Genomic DNA, 16,292 nt, shown 5'->3' with positions numbered 1-16,292 from the left:
GAGTTAACTTTATGGCGAAAGACGGGTTTGATCTGGTAATTGGCCTGGGAGTATCCGGGCGTTCCGTGATCCGTTATCTGACGGACCAGGGGATGCCTGTGCGCGCCCTGGACACCCGTGCCGAACCCGCCGGCCTGGAAGCGCTGCGCGTCGAATTCCCCAACGTGAAAATCCATACCGGCGGTTTCAAGTCCGGTTGGATGAACAACGCCCGTCGCCTGATCGTCAGCCCCGGCGTGGCTGTAGCGACTCCGGCCATCGCCGAGCAAGTCGTCGCCGGCAAGGAAGTGATCGGTGATGTGGAGCTGTTCGCCCGCGCCGCCAGTGAGCCGCTGGTGGCAATTACCGGTTCCAACGCCAAGAGCACGGTGACCACACTGCTGGGGCAGGTGGCTGAAGCCTGCGGCATGAACCCGGGGATCGGCGGCAATTTGGGCGTGCCCGCTCTGGAGCTGCTGGACGATCAGGCCCGCCTGTACGCCCTGGAGCTTTCCAGTTTCCAGCTGGAAACCACCTACAGCCTGAGTGCGGAAGTGGCGACCATTCTCAATGTGTCCCAGGACCATCTTGATCGTTACGCCAGCTTTGCCGATTACGTGGCCGCCAAGCAGCGCATCTATGATGGCTGCCAGGTAGCGGTGTGGAACCGGGATGACCTGGCGACCCGCCCCCACGCCGGGGTGCCGCGTCAGATCAGTTTCGGTGCTCATCCGGAGGCGGATTACCGTTTGGACACGGAGAACGCCCAGTTACTGTGCCGTGGCGAGCGGCTGCTGGCCCTGTCCGAATTGGCGCTCACCGGTCATCACAACGCCATGAACATCCTTTCCGTGCTGGCCATCAGTGATGCCTTGTCCCTGAACCGTGACAAGGCGCTGGCCACGGTGAAAGCCTTTACCGGCCTGCCGCACCGCTGCCAACTGGTGGCTGAAGCGGGTGGCGTGCGCTGGTTCAACGATTCCAAGGCCACCAATGTGGGTGCCACCCTGGCAGCCCTGACCGGTATCGGTGAAAGCATCGACGGCAAGGTGATCCTGATTGCCGGTGGCCAGGGCAAGGGCCAGGATTTCTCGCCGCTGACGGAGCCGGCGCGTCAGTATCTGCGTGCCGGCCTGCTGATGGGTGAAGATCGCAGCACCCTGGCTGAGGGTATGTCCGCTGCGCCCTGCGAACTGGTAGCGGACATGGAAGCGGCTGTGGCCCGGGCCCATGCACTGGCACAACCCGGTGATGCGGTCTTGCTGTCGCCAGCCTGTGCGTCTTTCGATATGTATTCCAGCTTTGTTGCCCGTGGTGATGACTTCTCCGCCCGGGCCAGGGAGGTGTGCCATGACTGAGCGCATGATCCTCAAGCTGGATAACCGGGGCCTTGACAAGACGCTGATGTGGACAGCGATTCTGTTGGCTCTGGCCGGCCTGGTGATGGTCTCGTCTGCGAGCCTGCAGATTGCCGAAACCCGGCTGGGCGACCCCTTCTATTATGCCCTGCGCCACGGCATCTATCTGTCGCTGGGGCTGGCTGCCGGGGCCTTTGTGTATTTCGCAGTGCCTTTGGCGTTGCTGGAGCGGTTGCGCTTCTTGATGTTGCCGGTGGCGTTGGTGGTACTGGTGATGGTGTTCATCCCCGGTCTGGGGCGCACGGTGAACGGCTCCACTCGCTGGATTGCGCTGCCCGGCCTGACCATTCAGGCCTCGGAAATCGTCAAACTCTGTTTCGTCCTTTACCTGGCAGGGTATATCGCCGAGCGCAAGGCAGCCCTGGAAACCGAGTGGAAGGCCTTTCTGCTGCCCCTGGCGTTGCTTGGCGTGCTGACCATCTTGCTGCTGCTGGAGCCGGATTTCGGTGCCGTGGTGGTACTGGGCATCACCGCCATGGGCATGTTGTTCCTGTCCGGTGTACCGACCCTGCGTTTCTTGCTGATTGGTCTGGCGGCGGTGGCACTGGGGGCCCTGGTGGCCTTTGCCGAACCCTATCGGGTGGCGCGGCTGATGACCTTTACCGATCCCTGGGCTGATCAGTTCGGCTCCGGCTATCAGTTGACCCAGAGCCTGATCGCTTTCGGCCGTGGCCACTGGGATGGCGTAGGCCTGGGCAACAGCGTGCAGAAGCTGTTCTACCTGCCGGAAGCTCATACCGATTTTGTTTACGCGGTGATGGCCGAAGAGCTGGGCCTGCTGGGGAATCTGGCGTTGATCAGCGGCTTTGTGCTGCTGGGCTGGCGCATCTTCCGCCTGGGTCACAGCCTGGAAACCCGCGGTCTGCTGTATCACGCCTATCTGGTTTATGGCTGCGCCTTCGTCTTGTGCTCCCAGGTCTTTATCAACCTGGGTGTAAACATGGGCCTGTTGCCCACCAAGGGGCTGACCTTGCCGTTTATCAGCTATGGCGGCTCTTCACTGCTGATCTTCTCCGCCATGGTGGGGCTGATCCTGCGCGCCGGCGCTGAAGCCGAGCAGCTGAAAGCGAGAGGGAGGGCGGCACGATGAGTGGCACCATCCTGATCATGGCAGGCGGTACCGGCGGGCATGTGTTCCCGGCACTGGCAGTGGCGGATCAATTGCGTGAGCGCGGTTTCCGGATCCTCTGGCTGGGCGCGGAAAACGGGATGGAAGGCAAGCTGGTGCGTCAGTACGGCTACGAGATTGCCGAACTGGCTGTATCCCGGCTGCGTGGTGGCGGACTCAAGCGCAAGCTCACCGCCCCATTCAATCTGCTGCGTGCGGTATTGCAGGCGCGCAGCCTGATCAGCCAGCGCCAGCCGCTGCTGGCGGTGGGCTTTGGCGGTTTTGCCAGTGGCCCCGGTGGCCTGGCCGCGCGGCTTTGCAAGGTACCGGTGGTGGTCCACGAACAGAACGCGGTGCCGGGGCTGACCAACCGGTTGTTGTCCAGCATGGCTACCGTGACCCTGGAAGGTTTTCAGGGCGCTTTCGGCAAGCAGGATGCCTGCTGGGTGGGCAATCCGGTACGCGCCGAGATTGCCAGCCTGGAAGAGCCGGCCCGACGTTATGCCCAGCACCAGGGCAGTCTGCGTGTGTTGGTACTGGGCGGCAGCCAGGGTGCGCTGATATTGAATCAGGATCTGCCGGAACTGCTGCTGGCGGTACTGGGCCAGGATATCCAGGTGCGTCACCAGTGTGGTGCCGGCCGTACCGGCGAAGCGGCGCCGATTTACCAGGCGCTGGGGCTGGACGCCCAGGTCAGTGAATTTATCGACGACATGGCGGAAGCCTACGGCTGGGCAGATCTGGTGATCTGTCGGGCCGGGGCCCTGACCGTGGCGGAAGTGGCTGCCGCTGGCGTGGCGGCCCTGTTCGTGCCGCTGCCTAGCGCGGTGGACGATCACCAGACATTGAATGCCCGCTGGCTGTCAGACCGGGGCGCGGCCCTGTTGCTGCCCCAGCGGGACATGAGTGCCGCCAGCCTGGCGGGCACATTGAAACCGGTTGCAGAACGCGGGCTGCTGGCGCAAATGGCGCAGCGTGCCCGTGAGCAGGCCGTGGCCGACAGCGCCGAGCGCGCGGCCACGCTGTGTGAGGAGGTGGCCAATGGCCGATAACGACAACATCCATATCGTGCCCGAGATGCGGCGTATCAGCGGTATCCACTTTGTGGGTATCGGTGGCGTGGGCATGTGTGGCATCGCCGAGGTGCTGGCCAACCAGGGCTATGCCATCAGCGGTAGCGACATCAAGGAATCGGCGGTGGTAGAACGCCTGCGCGGCCTGGGTGTGCGGGTGGAAATCGGCCATCGGGCGGACAATATCGACGGCGCCGACGTGGTGGTGACCTCCACGGCGGTGACCACTGAGAACGAGGAAGTGGCGGAAGCCCATGCCCGCCGGATTCCGGTGGTACCGCGGGCCCAGATGCTGGCCGAGCTGATGCGCTTCCGTCACGGCATTGCGGTGGCCGGCACCCATGGCAAGACCACTACCACCTCCATGACGGCGGCGATCATGGCGGAAGCGGGCCTGGATCCCACCTTCGTGATTGGCGGGCGGCTGAACAGTGCCGGCACCAATGCACGCCTGGGGCAGAGCCGTTATCTGGTGGCGGAAGCGGATGAGTCCGATGCCAGCTTCCTGCACCTGCAGCCGATGAGTGCCATCGTGACCAATATCGAAGCGGACCACATGCACACCTATGGCGGGGATTTTGCCCAGCTGGAGAACACCTTTATCGAATTCCTGCACAACCTGCCGTTTTACGGTGTAGCAGTGATGTGCGTGGATGACCCGGTGGTGCGCAAGCTGCTGCCACGGGTCAATCGTCAGGTGATCCGTTACGGCTTCAGCGAGGATGCGGACCTGCGCGCCGAGGACGTGCAGCAGCAGGGTATGACGACATCCTTCCGGGTAATCCGCAAGGAAGGCGAGCCGCTGGATGTGGTGTTGCACATGCCGGGCAAGCACAACGTACTCAATGCCCTGGCGGCCATTGCCGTGGCCGCCGATGAAGGCGCCAGCGATGAGGCCATTATTCGCGGCCTGAACCACTTTACCGGAGTGGGCCGGCGCTTTGATGTACAGGGCGAATATCACTTTGAAGGCGGTAGCGCGACCCTGGTGGACGATTACGGTCACCATCCCAGCGAAGTGGCCGTCACCATCGATGCGATCCGTGCCGGTTGGCCGGGCCGTCGTCTGGCCATGCTGTTCCAGCCCCACCGCTATACCCGTACCCAGGACCTCTACGAGGACTTCGTGGACGTGCTGTCCGGGGTGGATGTGCTGTTGATGCTGGAGGTCTACGGCGCCGGTGAAGACCCGATTCCCGGTGCGGATGCCCGCGCCCTGTGCCGCAGCATTCGCAAGCGTGGCCGGGTGGAACCGGTATTCGTGGATGATCCGGCCAAGCTGGCAGAGATTCTGGCTACCCAGCTGCAGGACGGCGATCTCCTGGTAACTCAGGGCGCCGGGAATGTGGGTGCTATCGCCAAAGAACTGGCTGAGCAGGGAGGCGCCAAGCGTGGATAAGGTGCTGCTGAAGAAGCAACTGGCCAGCGTGGGCCGGGTAGCGGTACTGGCCGGCGGCAAATCCGCCGAGCGTCCCGTGTCACTGAAAAGTGGTGCGGCGGTTCATCAGGCCCTGCGCAATCTGGGGCTGATCGCCGAGCTGGTAGATCCGGCTTACAAGAGCGTGGATACCCTCAAGGGTTTCGATGTGGCCTTTATCGCCCTGCATGGCCGGGGCGGCGAAGACGGTGTGATTCAGGGGGTCCTGGAGCACCTGGGCATTCCTTATACCGGCTCCGGAGTGATGGCCTCGGCTATCGGCATGGACAAGGTGCGTACCAAACAACTGTGGAAAGGCGCCGGCTTGCCGACGCCGGCGTTTTATGTGGCCGGCCGCAATGATACCGACCTGGGCTTCCCGTTGATGATCAAGCCGGCCCATGAAGGCTCCTCAATCGGCATGGCCAAGGCGGATAACGCCGAGCAACTGGCCCAGGCGCTGAAAGAAGCGGAAAAATTCGATTCCGATGTGCTGGTGGAAGCCTGGGTCAACGGCCCGGAATACACCGTGGCCATCCTTGGCGACGAGCCGTTGCCGGCGATCCGCCTGAAGACACCGAATGCGTTTTATGACTTTGAAGCCAAGTACCAGTCCAACAGCACCGAGTACCTGTGCCCGGCCGGACTGGACGAGTCTGATGAGCAGGCCCTGCGCCAACTGGCCCTGACCGCTTTCCGGGTAGCTGGCTGCCACGGCTGGGGCCGGGTGGACGTGATGCGTGACGAGCAGGGCAACTGGCAGTTGCTGGAAGTGAACACGGTACCGGGAATGACCGATCACTCCCTGGTGCCCATGGCGGCCAAGGCCGCCGGGCGGGATTTCGACACCCTGGTGGGCGAAATCCTGCTGGATGCGCTGGAAAGAGGTGATGGCTAAGCAGGCCGCGACCCCGCGCGGGGCCCGCCGCAAGCCGGTGAAAAAAGCCGGCGTACCGCTCAATGAGCGGTTGGCAGCAGCGGTGCCCTGGATGCTGGTCGGCACCGTGGCGGCGGTGTTGCTGGTCGGTGTGATCTATCTGCCGGCAGCACTGGACGGCTATCCGGTGCGCAAGGTGGGTGTGGACGGTGTCACCGATGTGCGCCGTCAACAGCAGATCCAGACCGCCCTGGCGGCGCTGGTTCGCGACGAAAATTATTTTTCCGTGCCGCTGGAAGACATCTACCAGCAGGCACAGGGCCTGAGCTGGGTGGAGCGGGTTTCCGTTCGCCGGCAGTGGCCCGACACCGTGGTGTTGACCGTGGAAGAGCGGCGCCCGGTGGCGGTGTGGAATGACACCGTGCTGATTTCAGACAGCGGCGAGCCGTTCAAGGCGCTCAAGCAGTATGACCTGAGCGGCCTGCCGCGGCTGAGTGGACCGCAACAGCGGCTGGAAGAAGTGATGGGGTTCTATCACAGCATGGGCAAGATGCTGGCAGATGTGGACCTGGGGATTCGCAGTATGGAGGTCAACGCACGACTGACCGCGCGACTGACCCTGAACAACGATATGCAGCTGGTGGTAGACCGTGAAGCGTACACCAGCAAACTGCGCCGCTTTGTGCGGCTCTATCGCGGTGTGCTGAGCACGGACAGCCGCCGGGTAACCCGGGTCGACCTGCGCTATGCCGATGGCATGGCGGTGACCTGGGGCGAGCAAAGCTAGTTTTAGGAGAATGGATGACATGGCAAACGCATCAGAAAACATGATTGTCGGACTCGACATTGGCACCTCCAAGGTGGTGGCCATCGTCGGTCAGTCATCCGCCGATGGCACCATGGAAATTGTCGGCATTGGCTCCCAGCCGTCCCGGGGGATGAAGAAGGGCGTGGTAGTGGATATCGAAGCCACTGTGCGCTCCATCCAGCGGGCAGTGGAAGAGGCCGAGCTGATGGCCGGTTGCCACATTCATACGGTGTATGCGGGCATCGCCGGTTCCCATGTGCGTAGCCTCAATTCCCACGGCATCGTAGCCATTCGCGACCGGGAAGTGGCCCAGGCGGATATCGACCGGGTGATCGACGCGGCCCAGGCGGTGGCGATCCCGGCAGATCAGAAAACCCTGCACGTGCTGCCCCAGGAATATGTGGTGGACAACCAGGAGGGTGTGCGTGAGCCCATCGGCATGAGCGGTGTGCGTCTGGAAGCCAAGGTGCATCTGGTGACCTGTGCCGTGAACGCCGCCCAGAACATCGAGAAATGTGTGCGCCGCTGCAACCTGGAGGTCGATGACATCATCCTTGAGCAGTTAGCGAGTGCTCACGCCGTGTTGACCGAGGACGAGCGCGAACTGGGTGTCTGCATCGTCGATATCGGTGGCGGTACCACGGATATCGCCATTTTCACCGAAGGCGCCATTCGTCACACCGCCAACATCCCCATTGCCGGGGACCAGGTGACTAACGATATCGCCATGGCTCTGCGGACCCCCAAGCAGCACGCAGACGAGATCAAGATCAAGTACGCCTGCGCGCTGACCCAGCTGGCCGGCGCGGACGAAACCATCAAGGTGCCCAGCGTGGGCGACCGGCCGCCACGTACCCTCAGCCGCCAGAATCTGGCCGAGGTGGTGGAGCCGCGTTACGACGAGCTGTTCACCCTGATCCAGGCCGAGCTTCGTCGCTCCGGCTTCGAGGACCTGATCCCCGGTGGCATCGTGCTCACCGGTGGCTCCTCCAAGATCGAGGGCGCGGTGGATCTGGCCGAAGAAATCTTTCACATGCCGGTGCGTCTGGGGTCCCCGCAGGGTATCTCCGGGCTCATTGATGTGGTCAAGAACCCGATCTATTCCACCGCGGTGGGCCTGCTGTTGTATGGCCAGCGCATGGAAAAGGACGGCACCAGTGCCCGCGCCCTTGCCGGTGGCGGGGAAGTGAACTGGGTAGAGCGTTTCAAAAACTGGTTCAAGGGCAACTTCTAGTTTCCTGAGCCGGTTAACAGTTTTTGCGGAAGCGGCAGTTCCGGGCCGCAGCAACATCACCGGGACAATTCGACGTTAAATGACGTTCAAAGTAGTAACAGGGAAGCAATAACGGGAGATCAACCATGCAATTCAAACTGGAAGACAGCGTACCGCATGGCGCGGTCATTAAAGTGGTAGGTGTCGGTGGTGGCGGCGGTAACGCCGTGGATCACATGGTGCGTTCCGGTGTGGAAGGGGTGGATTTTATCTGCGCCAACACCGACGCCCAGGCACTGCGAAATGCCTCCTCCAAAACCGTGATTCAGCTGGGCAGCCAGGTGACGAAGGGGTTGGGTGCAGGCGCAAACCCGGAAATCGGTCGTCAATCCGCTCAGGAAGACCGTGACCGCATCGCCGAGCTGCTGGACGGCGCTGATATGGTGTTCGTTACCGCCGGTATGGGCGGCGGCACCGGCACCGGCGCCGCCCCTGTGGTGGCTGAAATCGCCAAGGAACTGGGTATCCTGACCGTGGCGGTGGTGACCAAGCCGTTCCCCTTCGAGGGCAAGAAGCGCATGCGCTCCGCCCAGGAAGGTATCGAGGAGCTGAAGGAGCATGTTCACTCCCTGATCACCATCCCCAACGAGAAGCTGCAAGCGGTTCTCGGCGGCTCCACCAGCCTGCTGGACGCCTTCAAGGCGGCCAACGAAGTGCTGCAGGGTGCCGTAAAAGGGATTGCCGACCTGATCGTTCGCCCGGGCATGATCAACGTGGATTTCGCTGACGTGCGCACGGTGATGAGCGAAATGGGTACGGCCATGATGGGTACCGGTACTGCCAGCGGCGAAAACCGGGCGGCAGAAGCGGCCCAGGCAGCCATTTCCAGCCCGCTGCTGGAGGATGTGGACCTGCGCGGCGCCCGCGGTATCCTGATCAACATCACCGCCAACGAGTCCATCGCTCTGGACGAGTTCTCCGAAGTGGGTGACATCGTCAGCGAACTGGCCAGCGATGACGCCAACGTGATCATCGGCACCGCCATCGACCCGGACATGGGCGACAGCATCAGTGTCACCGTGGTTGCTACCGGCCTGGGCGCCGCCGCCCAGCAGGAACTAAAAGTGGTACGTGGTCGTCAGACCCCCGTCACCGCGGATGGTCGGGTGGACTACAGCGACCTGGATCGCCCGGCAGTGGAGCGCAAACGCGCGGCCCAGCAGGCGGCCAGCGGCCGTGGTCAGCAGGCGGTGAGCACCGCGGAAGATCTGGATTTCATTGATATCCCGACCTTCCTTCGTCGCCAGGCCGACTAACGGTCTGGCGCCAAGGGTGCAAAATCAGGGCATTGCAGTATAATTACGCCCTAATTTTGTGTTGAGGAAAGCGGTATCCTGCAGGATACCCGCAGCTGTGTGACAGACTGATGATCAGACAACGAACGCTGAAAAACGTGATCCGCGCCACCGGCGTGGGACTTCACACCGGCGAAAAGGTCTACATGACCGTACGCCCGGCACCGGTGGATACCGGTATCGTGTTCCGGCGTGTGGACCTGGATCCGGTGGTGGAGATCAAGGCGTCTGCCGATGCCGTCCGCGAGACCACTTTGTCGTCGACCCTGGTTCAGGATGGCGTGAAGGTGGGCACGGTGGAGCATTTCCTGTCTGCCATGGCAGGGCTGGGCATCGATAACGCCTTCGTGGAGCTGTCCGCGCCGGAAATGCCGATCATGGACGGCAGTGCCGGTCCTTTTGTGTTCCTGCTGCAGTCTGCTGGCATCAAGGAGCAGGAAGCGGCCAAGAAGTTCATCCGCATCAAGAAAGAAGTCACGGTGCGTGAGGGCGACAAGTCAGCGACTTTCGTTCCCTTTGATGGCTTCAAGGTGACCTTCTCCATCGAATTCGACCACCCGGTGTTTGAAGAGCGTAACCAGGTGTCCAGCATCGACTTCTCCACGACCTCGTTTGTGAAGGAAGTGGCGCGGGCGCGGACGTTCGGCTTCATGCGCGATATCGAGTTCCTGCGCAGCCAGAATCTGGCGCTGGGCGGCAGTGTCGATAACGCCATCGTGGTGGATGAGTATCGCATCCTCAACGAGGACGGGCTGCGTTACGAGGACGAATTCGTCAAGCACAAGATGCTGGATGCCATCGGCGACCTGTATCTGCTGGGTCACAGCCTGATCGGCGAGTTCATCGGTCACAAATCCGGCCATGCCCTCAACAATGCCCTGCTGCGCGAGATTCTCCGTCAGGAGGATTCCTACGAGGTGGTGACCTTCGAAGATGCCACCGATGCGCCAGTGTCGTACATGCGACCCGTGCTCGCGGCGGCCGAGTAATACCCGGCTGCACGCTGTAAACGTCGAAACCCTGTTGCCACCCGGCGGTTCTCCCGCCGCCGGGTGGTTTTTCGTTTCAGGGAAGACAAGATTTTTTTGTAGGAGCCATGCTCGCATGGCGAACCTCGCGCAGCGAGGAAATCGCCCGCAGGGCGATCAGGAATATCCGGGCTCGACAGGTCTCACTGGATAGATCGGGAGCAACCCGCACCGCCTTGTCCTCGCTGAGGCTCGTTTCGCCATGCGAGCATGGGTTATTAGCTGTGCTCACCCCTACGGGGCCGCCCTGTGGGCGTTACTTCGCTACGCTACGTTCCTACATACGCGAATTATTCTGATTCACCGCGGCTGGCCAGCCGCTGCAAGGATGCCTTGAGGCCTTTGTCCTCAATGGTGTCAGCCAGATCGGCAATTTGTCTGGCGCTTTCTCTGGCCAATCTGGGCTTGTCCTGTTGGTTGGCACGGACGTTGCTTTTCTGCATCTGGCGTTTGCCGCCCACCACGATCTTGATCTGCTGGCCGGGCAGGGCCTGCTGCAGTTTGGGCAGATGAAAACGCAATAGCTGCGCAGTGGCGCTGGTTTCGGCAATGGCCAGCCAGCGCATGCTGTCTTCCACCAGGGTGACCCGCTCGCGCAGTGCCGGCGGCAGGCAGTCAAGCGGGTCGGGGGCTGCTGCGGTGTCCGGCTCCTGGCGAGCGGTCTTTTTGGCCTCCCTGGTTAGACCAGAGAGAGTAGGATGACCACTTAGCAGTGCGAGCAGGGCTTTGGGCGAAGTTGTCTTGCTCATAGGTTTTACTTAGACTAGCCTGCAAATTGTAAAAAACAATCAAGAAAACCAGTGCAACTATTTGAATTTCTTAATTTTTGGCCGGTGCGTTACACGAATTTATGAATATCTTAGTCATTAACAGCAAGCGTGGCCATTCGCGCACACTTCCGGTTCCGCGACACTGGCCCTGGTTACTGGCTGCCGTGCTGGTGGTTGTGCCGGTGCTGATGGGTGTTGGCGGCTACCTACTGGTGTCGCAACTCAGCGATCAGCCCGAGTATACGCCGGTAATGACCGAACGTTTCTCCACCCATCTGGAAGAGCAGCAAAAAGCCCTGGAATCCCTGGATCGACTCAGCCAGGAGCAGTTCCGGGCACTGACCCTGAAATTGGCCCAGGCCCAGGCTCGTCTGGTTCGGCTGGATGCGCTGGGTGAGCGGCTGGTGGAAGTGGCCGATATTGACGGCGAAGAGTTTGATTTCAGCACTGTCCCTGGCTTGGGTGGACCGGAAGGCTCGGAGGAGGGTGCCAGCTACGAATTGCCTTCCTTTATGGAAGCGGTGAACCAGATGGCGCAAACCCTGGAACGCCGCGAGCGTCAGCTGGAGATTCTGGAAAACCTGCTGGCCGGCAAGCAGATCCAAGACCAAACCTACCTGTCCGGCCGGCCGTTGGCCAAGGGTTGGATGTCCAGCCGCTTCGGGCGTCGTTCTGATCCGTTCACCGGCCGTGTGGCCTGGCATAAAGGGGTGGATTTTGCCGGCAAGGAAGGCACACCGATTATTGCCACCGGCGCCGGTGTCGTGACCTATTCCGGTGACCGCTCCGGCTATGGCCTGATGGTGGAAATCAACCACGGCAATGGTATTGCCACCCGCTATGGGCATGCCCTGGAATTACTGGTGGAGCCGGGTGAGATTGTTCGCACCGGGGACGTTATCGGCAAAGTAGGCAATTCCGGTCGCTCCACCGGCCCGCACATTCATTATGAAGTGCTTAAAAATGGCGCTCAGGTGAACCCTCAGCCCTATATTTACCGCGCCCGACGTTGAATAACAGGCGAAAAACGGCCCCTACAAGGGGCCGTTTTTGGTTAAGCACCCTTGATAACCGGGAATACCACCTTATCTCTTCATCTTATTGTGTTTAGAATGGCTCACCTTGCGGCCAGCACTTTGCCGCCAACGGGCTATTTGTCCTGACTTTTTACCGAACCGGAAGTTGTATGCTGGGTACCATCGTAAAAAAAATCATCGGCACCAAGAATGATCGTGAGCTGAAACGCATGGCCAAGTTGGTCGAAACGATCAACAGCCACGGGGAAGCGCTGGCACAGCTCAGCGAAGCGGACCTGCAGCTCAAGACCCGTGAATTCCGTCAGGCGTTCCAGGACGGCAAGACCCTGGATGAATTGCTGCCGGAAGCCTTTGCGGTGGTGCGCGAAGCCTCCACCCGGGTGATGGGTATGCGTCATTTCGACGTGCAGATGATGGGCGGTATCGCTCTGCATGAGGGTCGTATTTCCGAAATGCGCACCGGTGAGGGTAAAACCCTGACCGCGACCCTGGCGGCGTATCTGAATGCGCTGTCCGGCGAAGGCGTGCACGTGGTCACAGTGAATGACTATCTGGCCGAGCGGGACGCTAACTGGATGCGGCCCCTTTACGAATTTCTGGGCCTCAGTGTTGGTGTGATTCTTTCCCAGCAGCCCACCGATGAGAAGCGGGCGGCCTACGCGTCTGATATTACCTACGGTACCAACAACGAGTACGGGTTCGACTACCTGCGCGACAACATGGCCTTTCGCCTGGAAGACCGGGTTCAGCGTGGTCTTAACTACGCGATTGTGGATGAGGTGGATTCCATCCTCATCGACGAATCCCGCACTCCGCTTATCATTTCCGGGCCGTCAGCCGATTCCTCCGAGCTGTATGCGGCCGTCAATAAACTGATGCCAAGACTCACTGCCGAGACGGAAGAGCAGGAAGGCGATTACTTTGTTGATGAAAAGCAGCGTCAGGTCGAGTTGACGGAAACCGGACATCAGAAGATTGAGGCGCTGCTGGTCAGTAATAGCCTGCTGGAGCAGGGCGAAAGCCTTTACGCAGCTCATAACCTGGCGCTGCTTCATCATGTTCATGCGGCGCTGAAGGCCCACGCTTTATTCCATGTGGACCGGGACTATATTGTTCAGAACAACCAGATCGTTATCGTTGACGAGCACACCGGCCGTACCATGCCCGGACGTCGCTGGTCCGAGGGCATTCACCAGGCGATCGAAGCCAAAGAAGGGGTGAATATCCAGCAGGAAAACCAGACCCTGGCATCTACCACCTTCCAGAACTACTTCCGCCTCTACAACAAGCTGGCGGGTATGACCGGTACGGCTGATACCGAGGCCCTGGAATTCCGTCAGATTTATGGCATGGATGTGGTGGTGGTGCCGACCAATCGGCCCATGGTCCGTGTTGATGCCAATGATCTGGTGTATCTGACACTGGAAGAAAAATTCGACGCCATCGTCAAGGAAATCAGCGAAGCGGTGGCCAAGGGTGCCCCGGTGCTGGTGGGTACCGCGACCATTGAATCGTCCGAGTATCTCTCCCAGCGCCTGAAAAAAGACAAGATTGCCCACGAGGTACTGAACGCCAAGTTCCACCAGCGTGAAGCACAGATTATTGCCCAGGCGGGTCGTCCCGGTGCGGTAACGATCGCCACCAACATGGCGGGTCGCGGTACCGATATCGTGCTGGGGGGCAATCCGGAAGAGCAGATCAAGCACATGGATACCCCCTCGGACAAGGAAGCGGAAAAAATTCGCTCCGAGTGGCAGGGTAACCATGACACCGTGATGGAAGCTGGCGGCCTGCATATCATCGGCACAGAGCGTCACGAGTCTCGCCGTATCGATAACCAGCTCCGCGGTCGTGCCGGTCGTCAGGGTGATCCGGGCTACACCCGCTTCTTCCTGTCAATGGAAGATGACCTGATGCGGATTTTCGCCTCGGACCGCATTCGCAACATGATGCGCTCCCTGGGGCTGGAGAACGGCGAGGCCATTGAGCACCGCTGGGTGACCCGTGCCATCGAGAATGCCCAGCGCAAGGTGGAAGGGCGTAACTTCGATATCCGCAAGAACCTGCTGGAATACGATGACGTGGCCAATGACCAGCGTCGCGTGATCTACACCCAGCGCGACCAGATTCTGGAAACCGACGACCTGCGCACCTCCGTGCAAGGCATTCGTTATGATGTGGTGACCGAGCTGGTGCACAGTTACTTGCCGCCGGGTTCCGTGGAAGACCAGTGGGATGTGCCGGGCCTGGAGAAAACCCTGGAGGCAGAATTCCAGTGCAATGCACCGGTGGGCCAGTGGCTCAACGAAGACAACCAGATGCACATAGACGGTGTCATCGAGAAGCTGGTAGAAGCCCTGGAGCAGGACTATCTGCGCAAGGAAGGGGAGATCGGCGTCGAAGACCTGCGCAAGATCGAGAAACACCTGATGCTGCAGATCCTCGACCGTCACTGGAAAGAGCATCTGGCCAGCATGGACCACCTGCGTCAGGGCATTCATCTGCGCGGCTATGCGCAGAAGAACCCCAAGCAGGAATACAAGAAAGAGTCTTTCGAGTTGTTCCAGGGGCTGCTCAACCAGATCCAGCATGAGCTGATTCGAGTGCTGCACAGCTTCCAGGTTCGACGTGATGACGAAGTGGAGCGCCTCGAGCAGCAGCGCCAGGAAGAAGCCCTTCGTCAGGCAGAAAAAATGAAGATGCAGGCGGCTCCGGAACCGGGCACTGATGGTACGGCCGGCCAGAACAATCAGGCTGATGGTACCAAGACCGTGGTTCGCGAAGGTCGAAAGGTGGGTCGTAATGAACCTTGCCCTTGTGGCTCGGGCAAGAAATACAAGCAGTGCCACGGCAAGATTGAATAACAGCTGCCTCAAGCTACAAGCTGCAAGGAAAACCAGAGCACCGGCAACGCCGGTGCTTTCTTTGTTTGGGCTTGTGGCTTGAAGCTTGTCGCTGAACGCTAAAGGATTGGTTATGACACAGACAGAATGGTTGCCCGTCCCCGGTATCCGTCTTGCCGCTGTTGAAGCTGGCATCAAGAAGGCCAACCGCAAGGATCTGGTGGTGCTGGAGCTGAGCGAAGATTCCCGTGTCAGCGGAATTTTCACCTTGAACCGTTTTTGCGCCGCGCCGGTGCAGGTGGCAAAAAGCCGTCTTGCCACAGGGGCACCCAGATACCTGATGATCAATACCGGCTATGCCAACGCGGGCACCGGCAAGAAGGGCATGGAAAACTGTCTGGCCAGCTGTCGCCTGTTGGCCGATGCGGCTGGTTGCGCCGAGGATCAGATCCTGCCGTATTCCACCGGGGTAATCGGTGAGCAGTTCCCGTTGCCGGCGTTTGCGACGGGCTTGCCCAAGGCATTGGCGGAACTGGATGAGCATCACTGGGGCCGTGCGTCAGAAGGCATCATGACCACCGATACCTACCCCAAGCTTACCAGCCGGCGGGTGGAGATTGACGGCGTGCCGATTACCGTCACCGGCATGGCCAAGGGCTCGGGCATGATCAAGCCGAACATGGCCACCATGCTGGGCTTTATCGCCACCGATGCGCCTATCGCCAAACCCCTGCTGGATCAGTGGGTGAAGGCCCTGGCGGACAAGTCCTTCAACCGGGTCACAGTGGACGGCGACACCTCCACCAACGATGCCTGCATGCTGATCAGCACCGCTGCGGCGGAGATGCCGGAGATTCAGGCGCTGGATGACCATAGCCAGGTACTGTATCAGGCTCTGGAAAGCGTGTTCGTCGAGCTGGCTCAGGCTCTGGTGCGCGATGGCGAAGGCGCCACCAAATTTGTGTCGATTACCGTGGCCGGGGCGGCCAGTGAATCCGACGCCCGTATTGTGGCGGAAACCATTGCCCATTCCCCCCTGGTGAAGACTGCGCTGTTTGCTTCCGACCCCAACTGGGGCCGTATTCTGGCTGCCATCGGCAGAGCCCCCATTGCGTCCCTGGACGTGGACAAGGTCAATGTCTGGCTGGATGACCTGTTGTTGGTGGAGCAGGGCGGTGTGGCGGATAGCTACGAAGAGGCGAAAGGTGCAGCGGTGATGGCCCAGCCGGAAATCAGCATCAGTGCGGATCTGGCCAGCGGCGATGCCGAGTGCACCGTCTGGACCTGTGATTTCAGCTACGACTACGTGAAGATCAACGCGGAATATCGCACATAATCTGAACGCCCGACGCCCGACGCCCGACGC

Annotated in this window: 13 protein-coding genes; 12 read left to right on the top strand and 1 reads right to left on the bottom strand. The window is 60.6% G+C overall.

Going from position 1 to position 16,292, the window contains the following annotated elements; translation table 11 throughout:
* The first annotated feature begins 11 nt into the window (after nucleotides 1–11).
* The 9 genes from murD (at nucleotide 12) to lpxC (ending at nucleotide 10,237) form a co-directional block, all read left to right on the top strand.
* Nucleotides 12–1,337: a UDP-N-acetylmuramoyl-L-alanine--D-glutamate ligase gene (murD, locus tag T9A_RS10200; protein ID WP_035248015.1), complete on the top strand. Its 1,326-nt coding sequence runs from the start codon at nucleotides 12–14 to the stop codon at nucleotides 1,335–1,337.
* Complete coding sequence (ftsW, locus tag T9A_RS10195; protein ID WP_052042798.1) at nucleotides 1,330–2,487, top strand: putative lipid II flippase FtsW; 1,158 nt, start codon at nucleotides 1,330–1,332, stop codon at nucleotides 2,485–2,487. Before murD ends, ftsW begins: the two co-directional genes overlap by 8 nt.
* Entirely contained in the window at nucleotides 2,484–3,557 is a 1,074-nt protein-coding gene (gene murG, locus T9A_RS10190; RefSeq protein ID WP_035248013.1) for an undecaprenyldiphospho-muramoylpentapeptide beta-N-acetylglucosaminyltransferase, read from the top strand. Before ftsW ends, murG begins: the two co-directional genes overlap by 4 nt.
* On the top strand, nucleotides 3,547–4,977 hold the full coding sequence (gene murC / locus T9A_RS10185) for a UDP-N-acetylmuramate--L-alanine ligase (protein ID WP_035248011.1): 1,431 nt from the start codon (nucleotides 3,547–3,549) through the stop codon (nucleotides 4,975–4,977). The genes murG and murC overlap by 11 nt, the downstream gene beginning before the upstream one ends.
* On the top strand, nucleotides 4,970–5,893 hold the full coding sequence (locus T9A_RS10180; RefSeq protein ID WP_035248009.1) for a D-alanine--D-alanine ligase: 924 nt from the start codon (nucleotides 4,970–4,972) through the stop codon (nucleotides 5,891–5,893). The genes murC and T9A_RS10180 overlap by 8 nt, the downstream gene beginning before the upstream one ends.
* Complete coding sequence (locus tag T9A_RS10175; protein ID WP_035248007.1) at nucleotides 5,886–6,659, top strand: cell division protein FtsQ/DivIB; 774 nt, start codon at nucleotides 5,886–5,888, stop codon at nucleotides 6,657–6,659. Before T9A_RS10180 ends, T9A_RS10175 begins: the two co-directional genes overlap by 8 nt.
* 19 nt (nucleotides 6,660–6,678) lie before the next feature.
* The gene (ftsA, locus tag T9A_RS10170; protein ID WP_035248224.1) at nucleotides 6,679–7,914 is read left to right on the top strand and encodes a cell division protein FtsA; all 1,236 of its coding nucleotides are present in this window, start codon (nucleotides 6,679–6,681) and stop codon (nucleotides 7,912–7,914) included.
* A gap of 125 nt (nucleotides 7,915–8,039) precedes the next feature.
* Nucleotides 8,040–9,209 (top strand): cell division protein FtsZ, encoded by a 1,170-nt coding sequence (gene ftsZ, locus T9A_RS10165; protein WP_035248004.1) that lies wholly within the window; start codon nucleotides 8,040–8,042, stop codon nucleotides 9,207–9,209.
* Nucleotides 9,210–9,319: 110 nt separating this feature from the next.
* Nucleotides 9,320–10,237, top strand: coding sequence for a UDP-3-O-acyl-N-acetylglucosamine deacetylase (gene lpxC, locus T9A_RS10160; protein WP_035248002.1), 918 nt, complete (start codon nucleotides 9,320–9,322; stop codon nucleotides 10,235–10,237).
* 329 nt (nucleotides 10,238–10,566) lie between these two features.
* On the opposite strand, the gene T9A_RS10155 is transcribed toward lpxC, so the two are convergent.
* On the bottom strand, nucleotides 10,567–11,025 hold the full coding sequence (locus tag T9A_RS10155; RefSeq protein WP_035248000.1) for a hypothetical protein: 459 nt from the start codon (nucleotides 11,023–11,025) through the stop codon (nucleotides 10,567–10,569).
* Between the two features lie 101 nt (nucleotides 11,026–11,126).
* Here T9A_RS10155 and T9A_RS10150 point away from each other — a divergent pair, with 101 nt between their 5' ends.
* From T9A_RS10150 to argJ, 3 genes are all read left to right on the top strand, one after another.
* The gene (locus tag T9A_RS10150) at nucleotides 11,127–12,059 is read left to right on the top strand and encodes a M23 family metallopeptidase (protein ID WP_035247997.1); all 933 of its coding nucleotides are present in this window, start codon (nucleotides 11,127–11,129) and stop codon (nucleotides 12,057–12,059) included.
* A 173-nt stretch (nucleotides 12,060–12,232) separates the two neighbouring features.
* The gene (gene secA, locus T9A_RS10145; RefSeq protein WP_035247996.1) at nucleotides 12,233–14,947 is read left to right on the top strand and encodes a preprotein translocase subunit SecA; all 2,715 of its coding nucleotides are present in this window, start codon (nucleotides 12,233–12,235) and stop codon (nucleotides 14,945–14,947) included.
* 112 nt (nucleotides 14,948–15,059) lie between these two features.
* Complete coding sequence (gene argJ / locus T9A_RS10140; RefSeq protein WP_035247993.1) at nucleotides 15,060–16,262, top strand: bifunctional glutamate N-acetyltransferase/amino-acid acetyltransferase ArgJ; 1,203 nt, start codon at nucleotides 15,060–15,062, stop codon at nucleotides 16,260–16,262.
* Nucleotides 16,263–16,292 lie beyond the last annotated feature (30 nt).

The organism is Alcanivorax jadensis T9, assembly GCF_000756655.1.
Taxonomy (GTDB): domain Bacteria; phylum Pseudomonadota; class Gammaproteobacteria; order Pseudomonadales; family Alcanivoracaceae; genus Alcanivorax; species Alcanivorax jadensis.
Note: the sequence above shows the minus strand (reverse complement) of the source record. Positions and strands in the feature narration are given on the sequence as shown.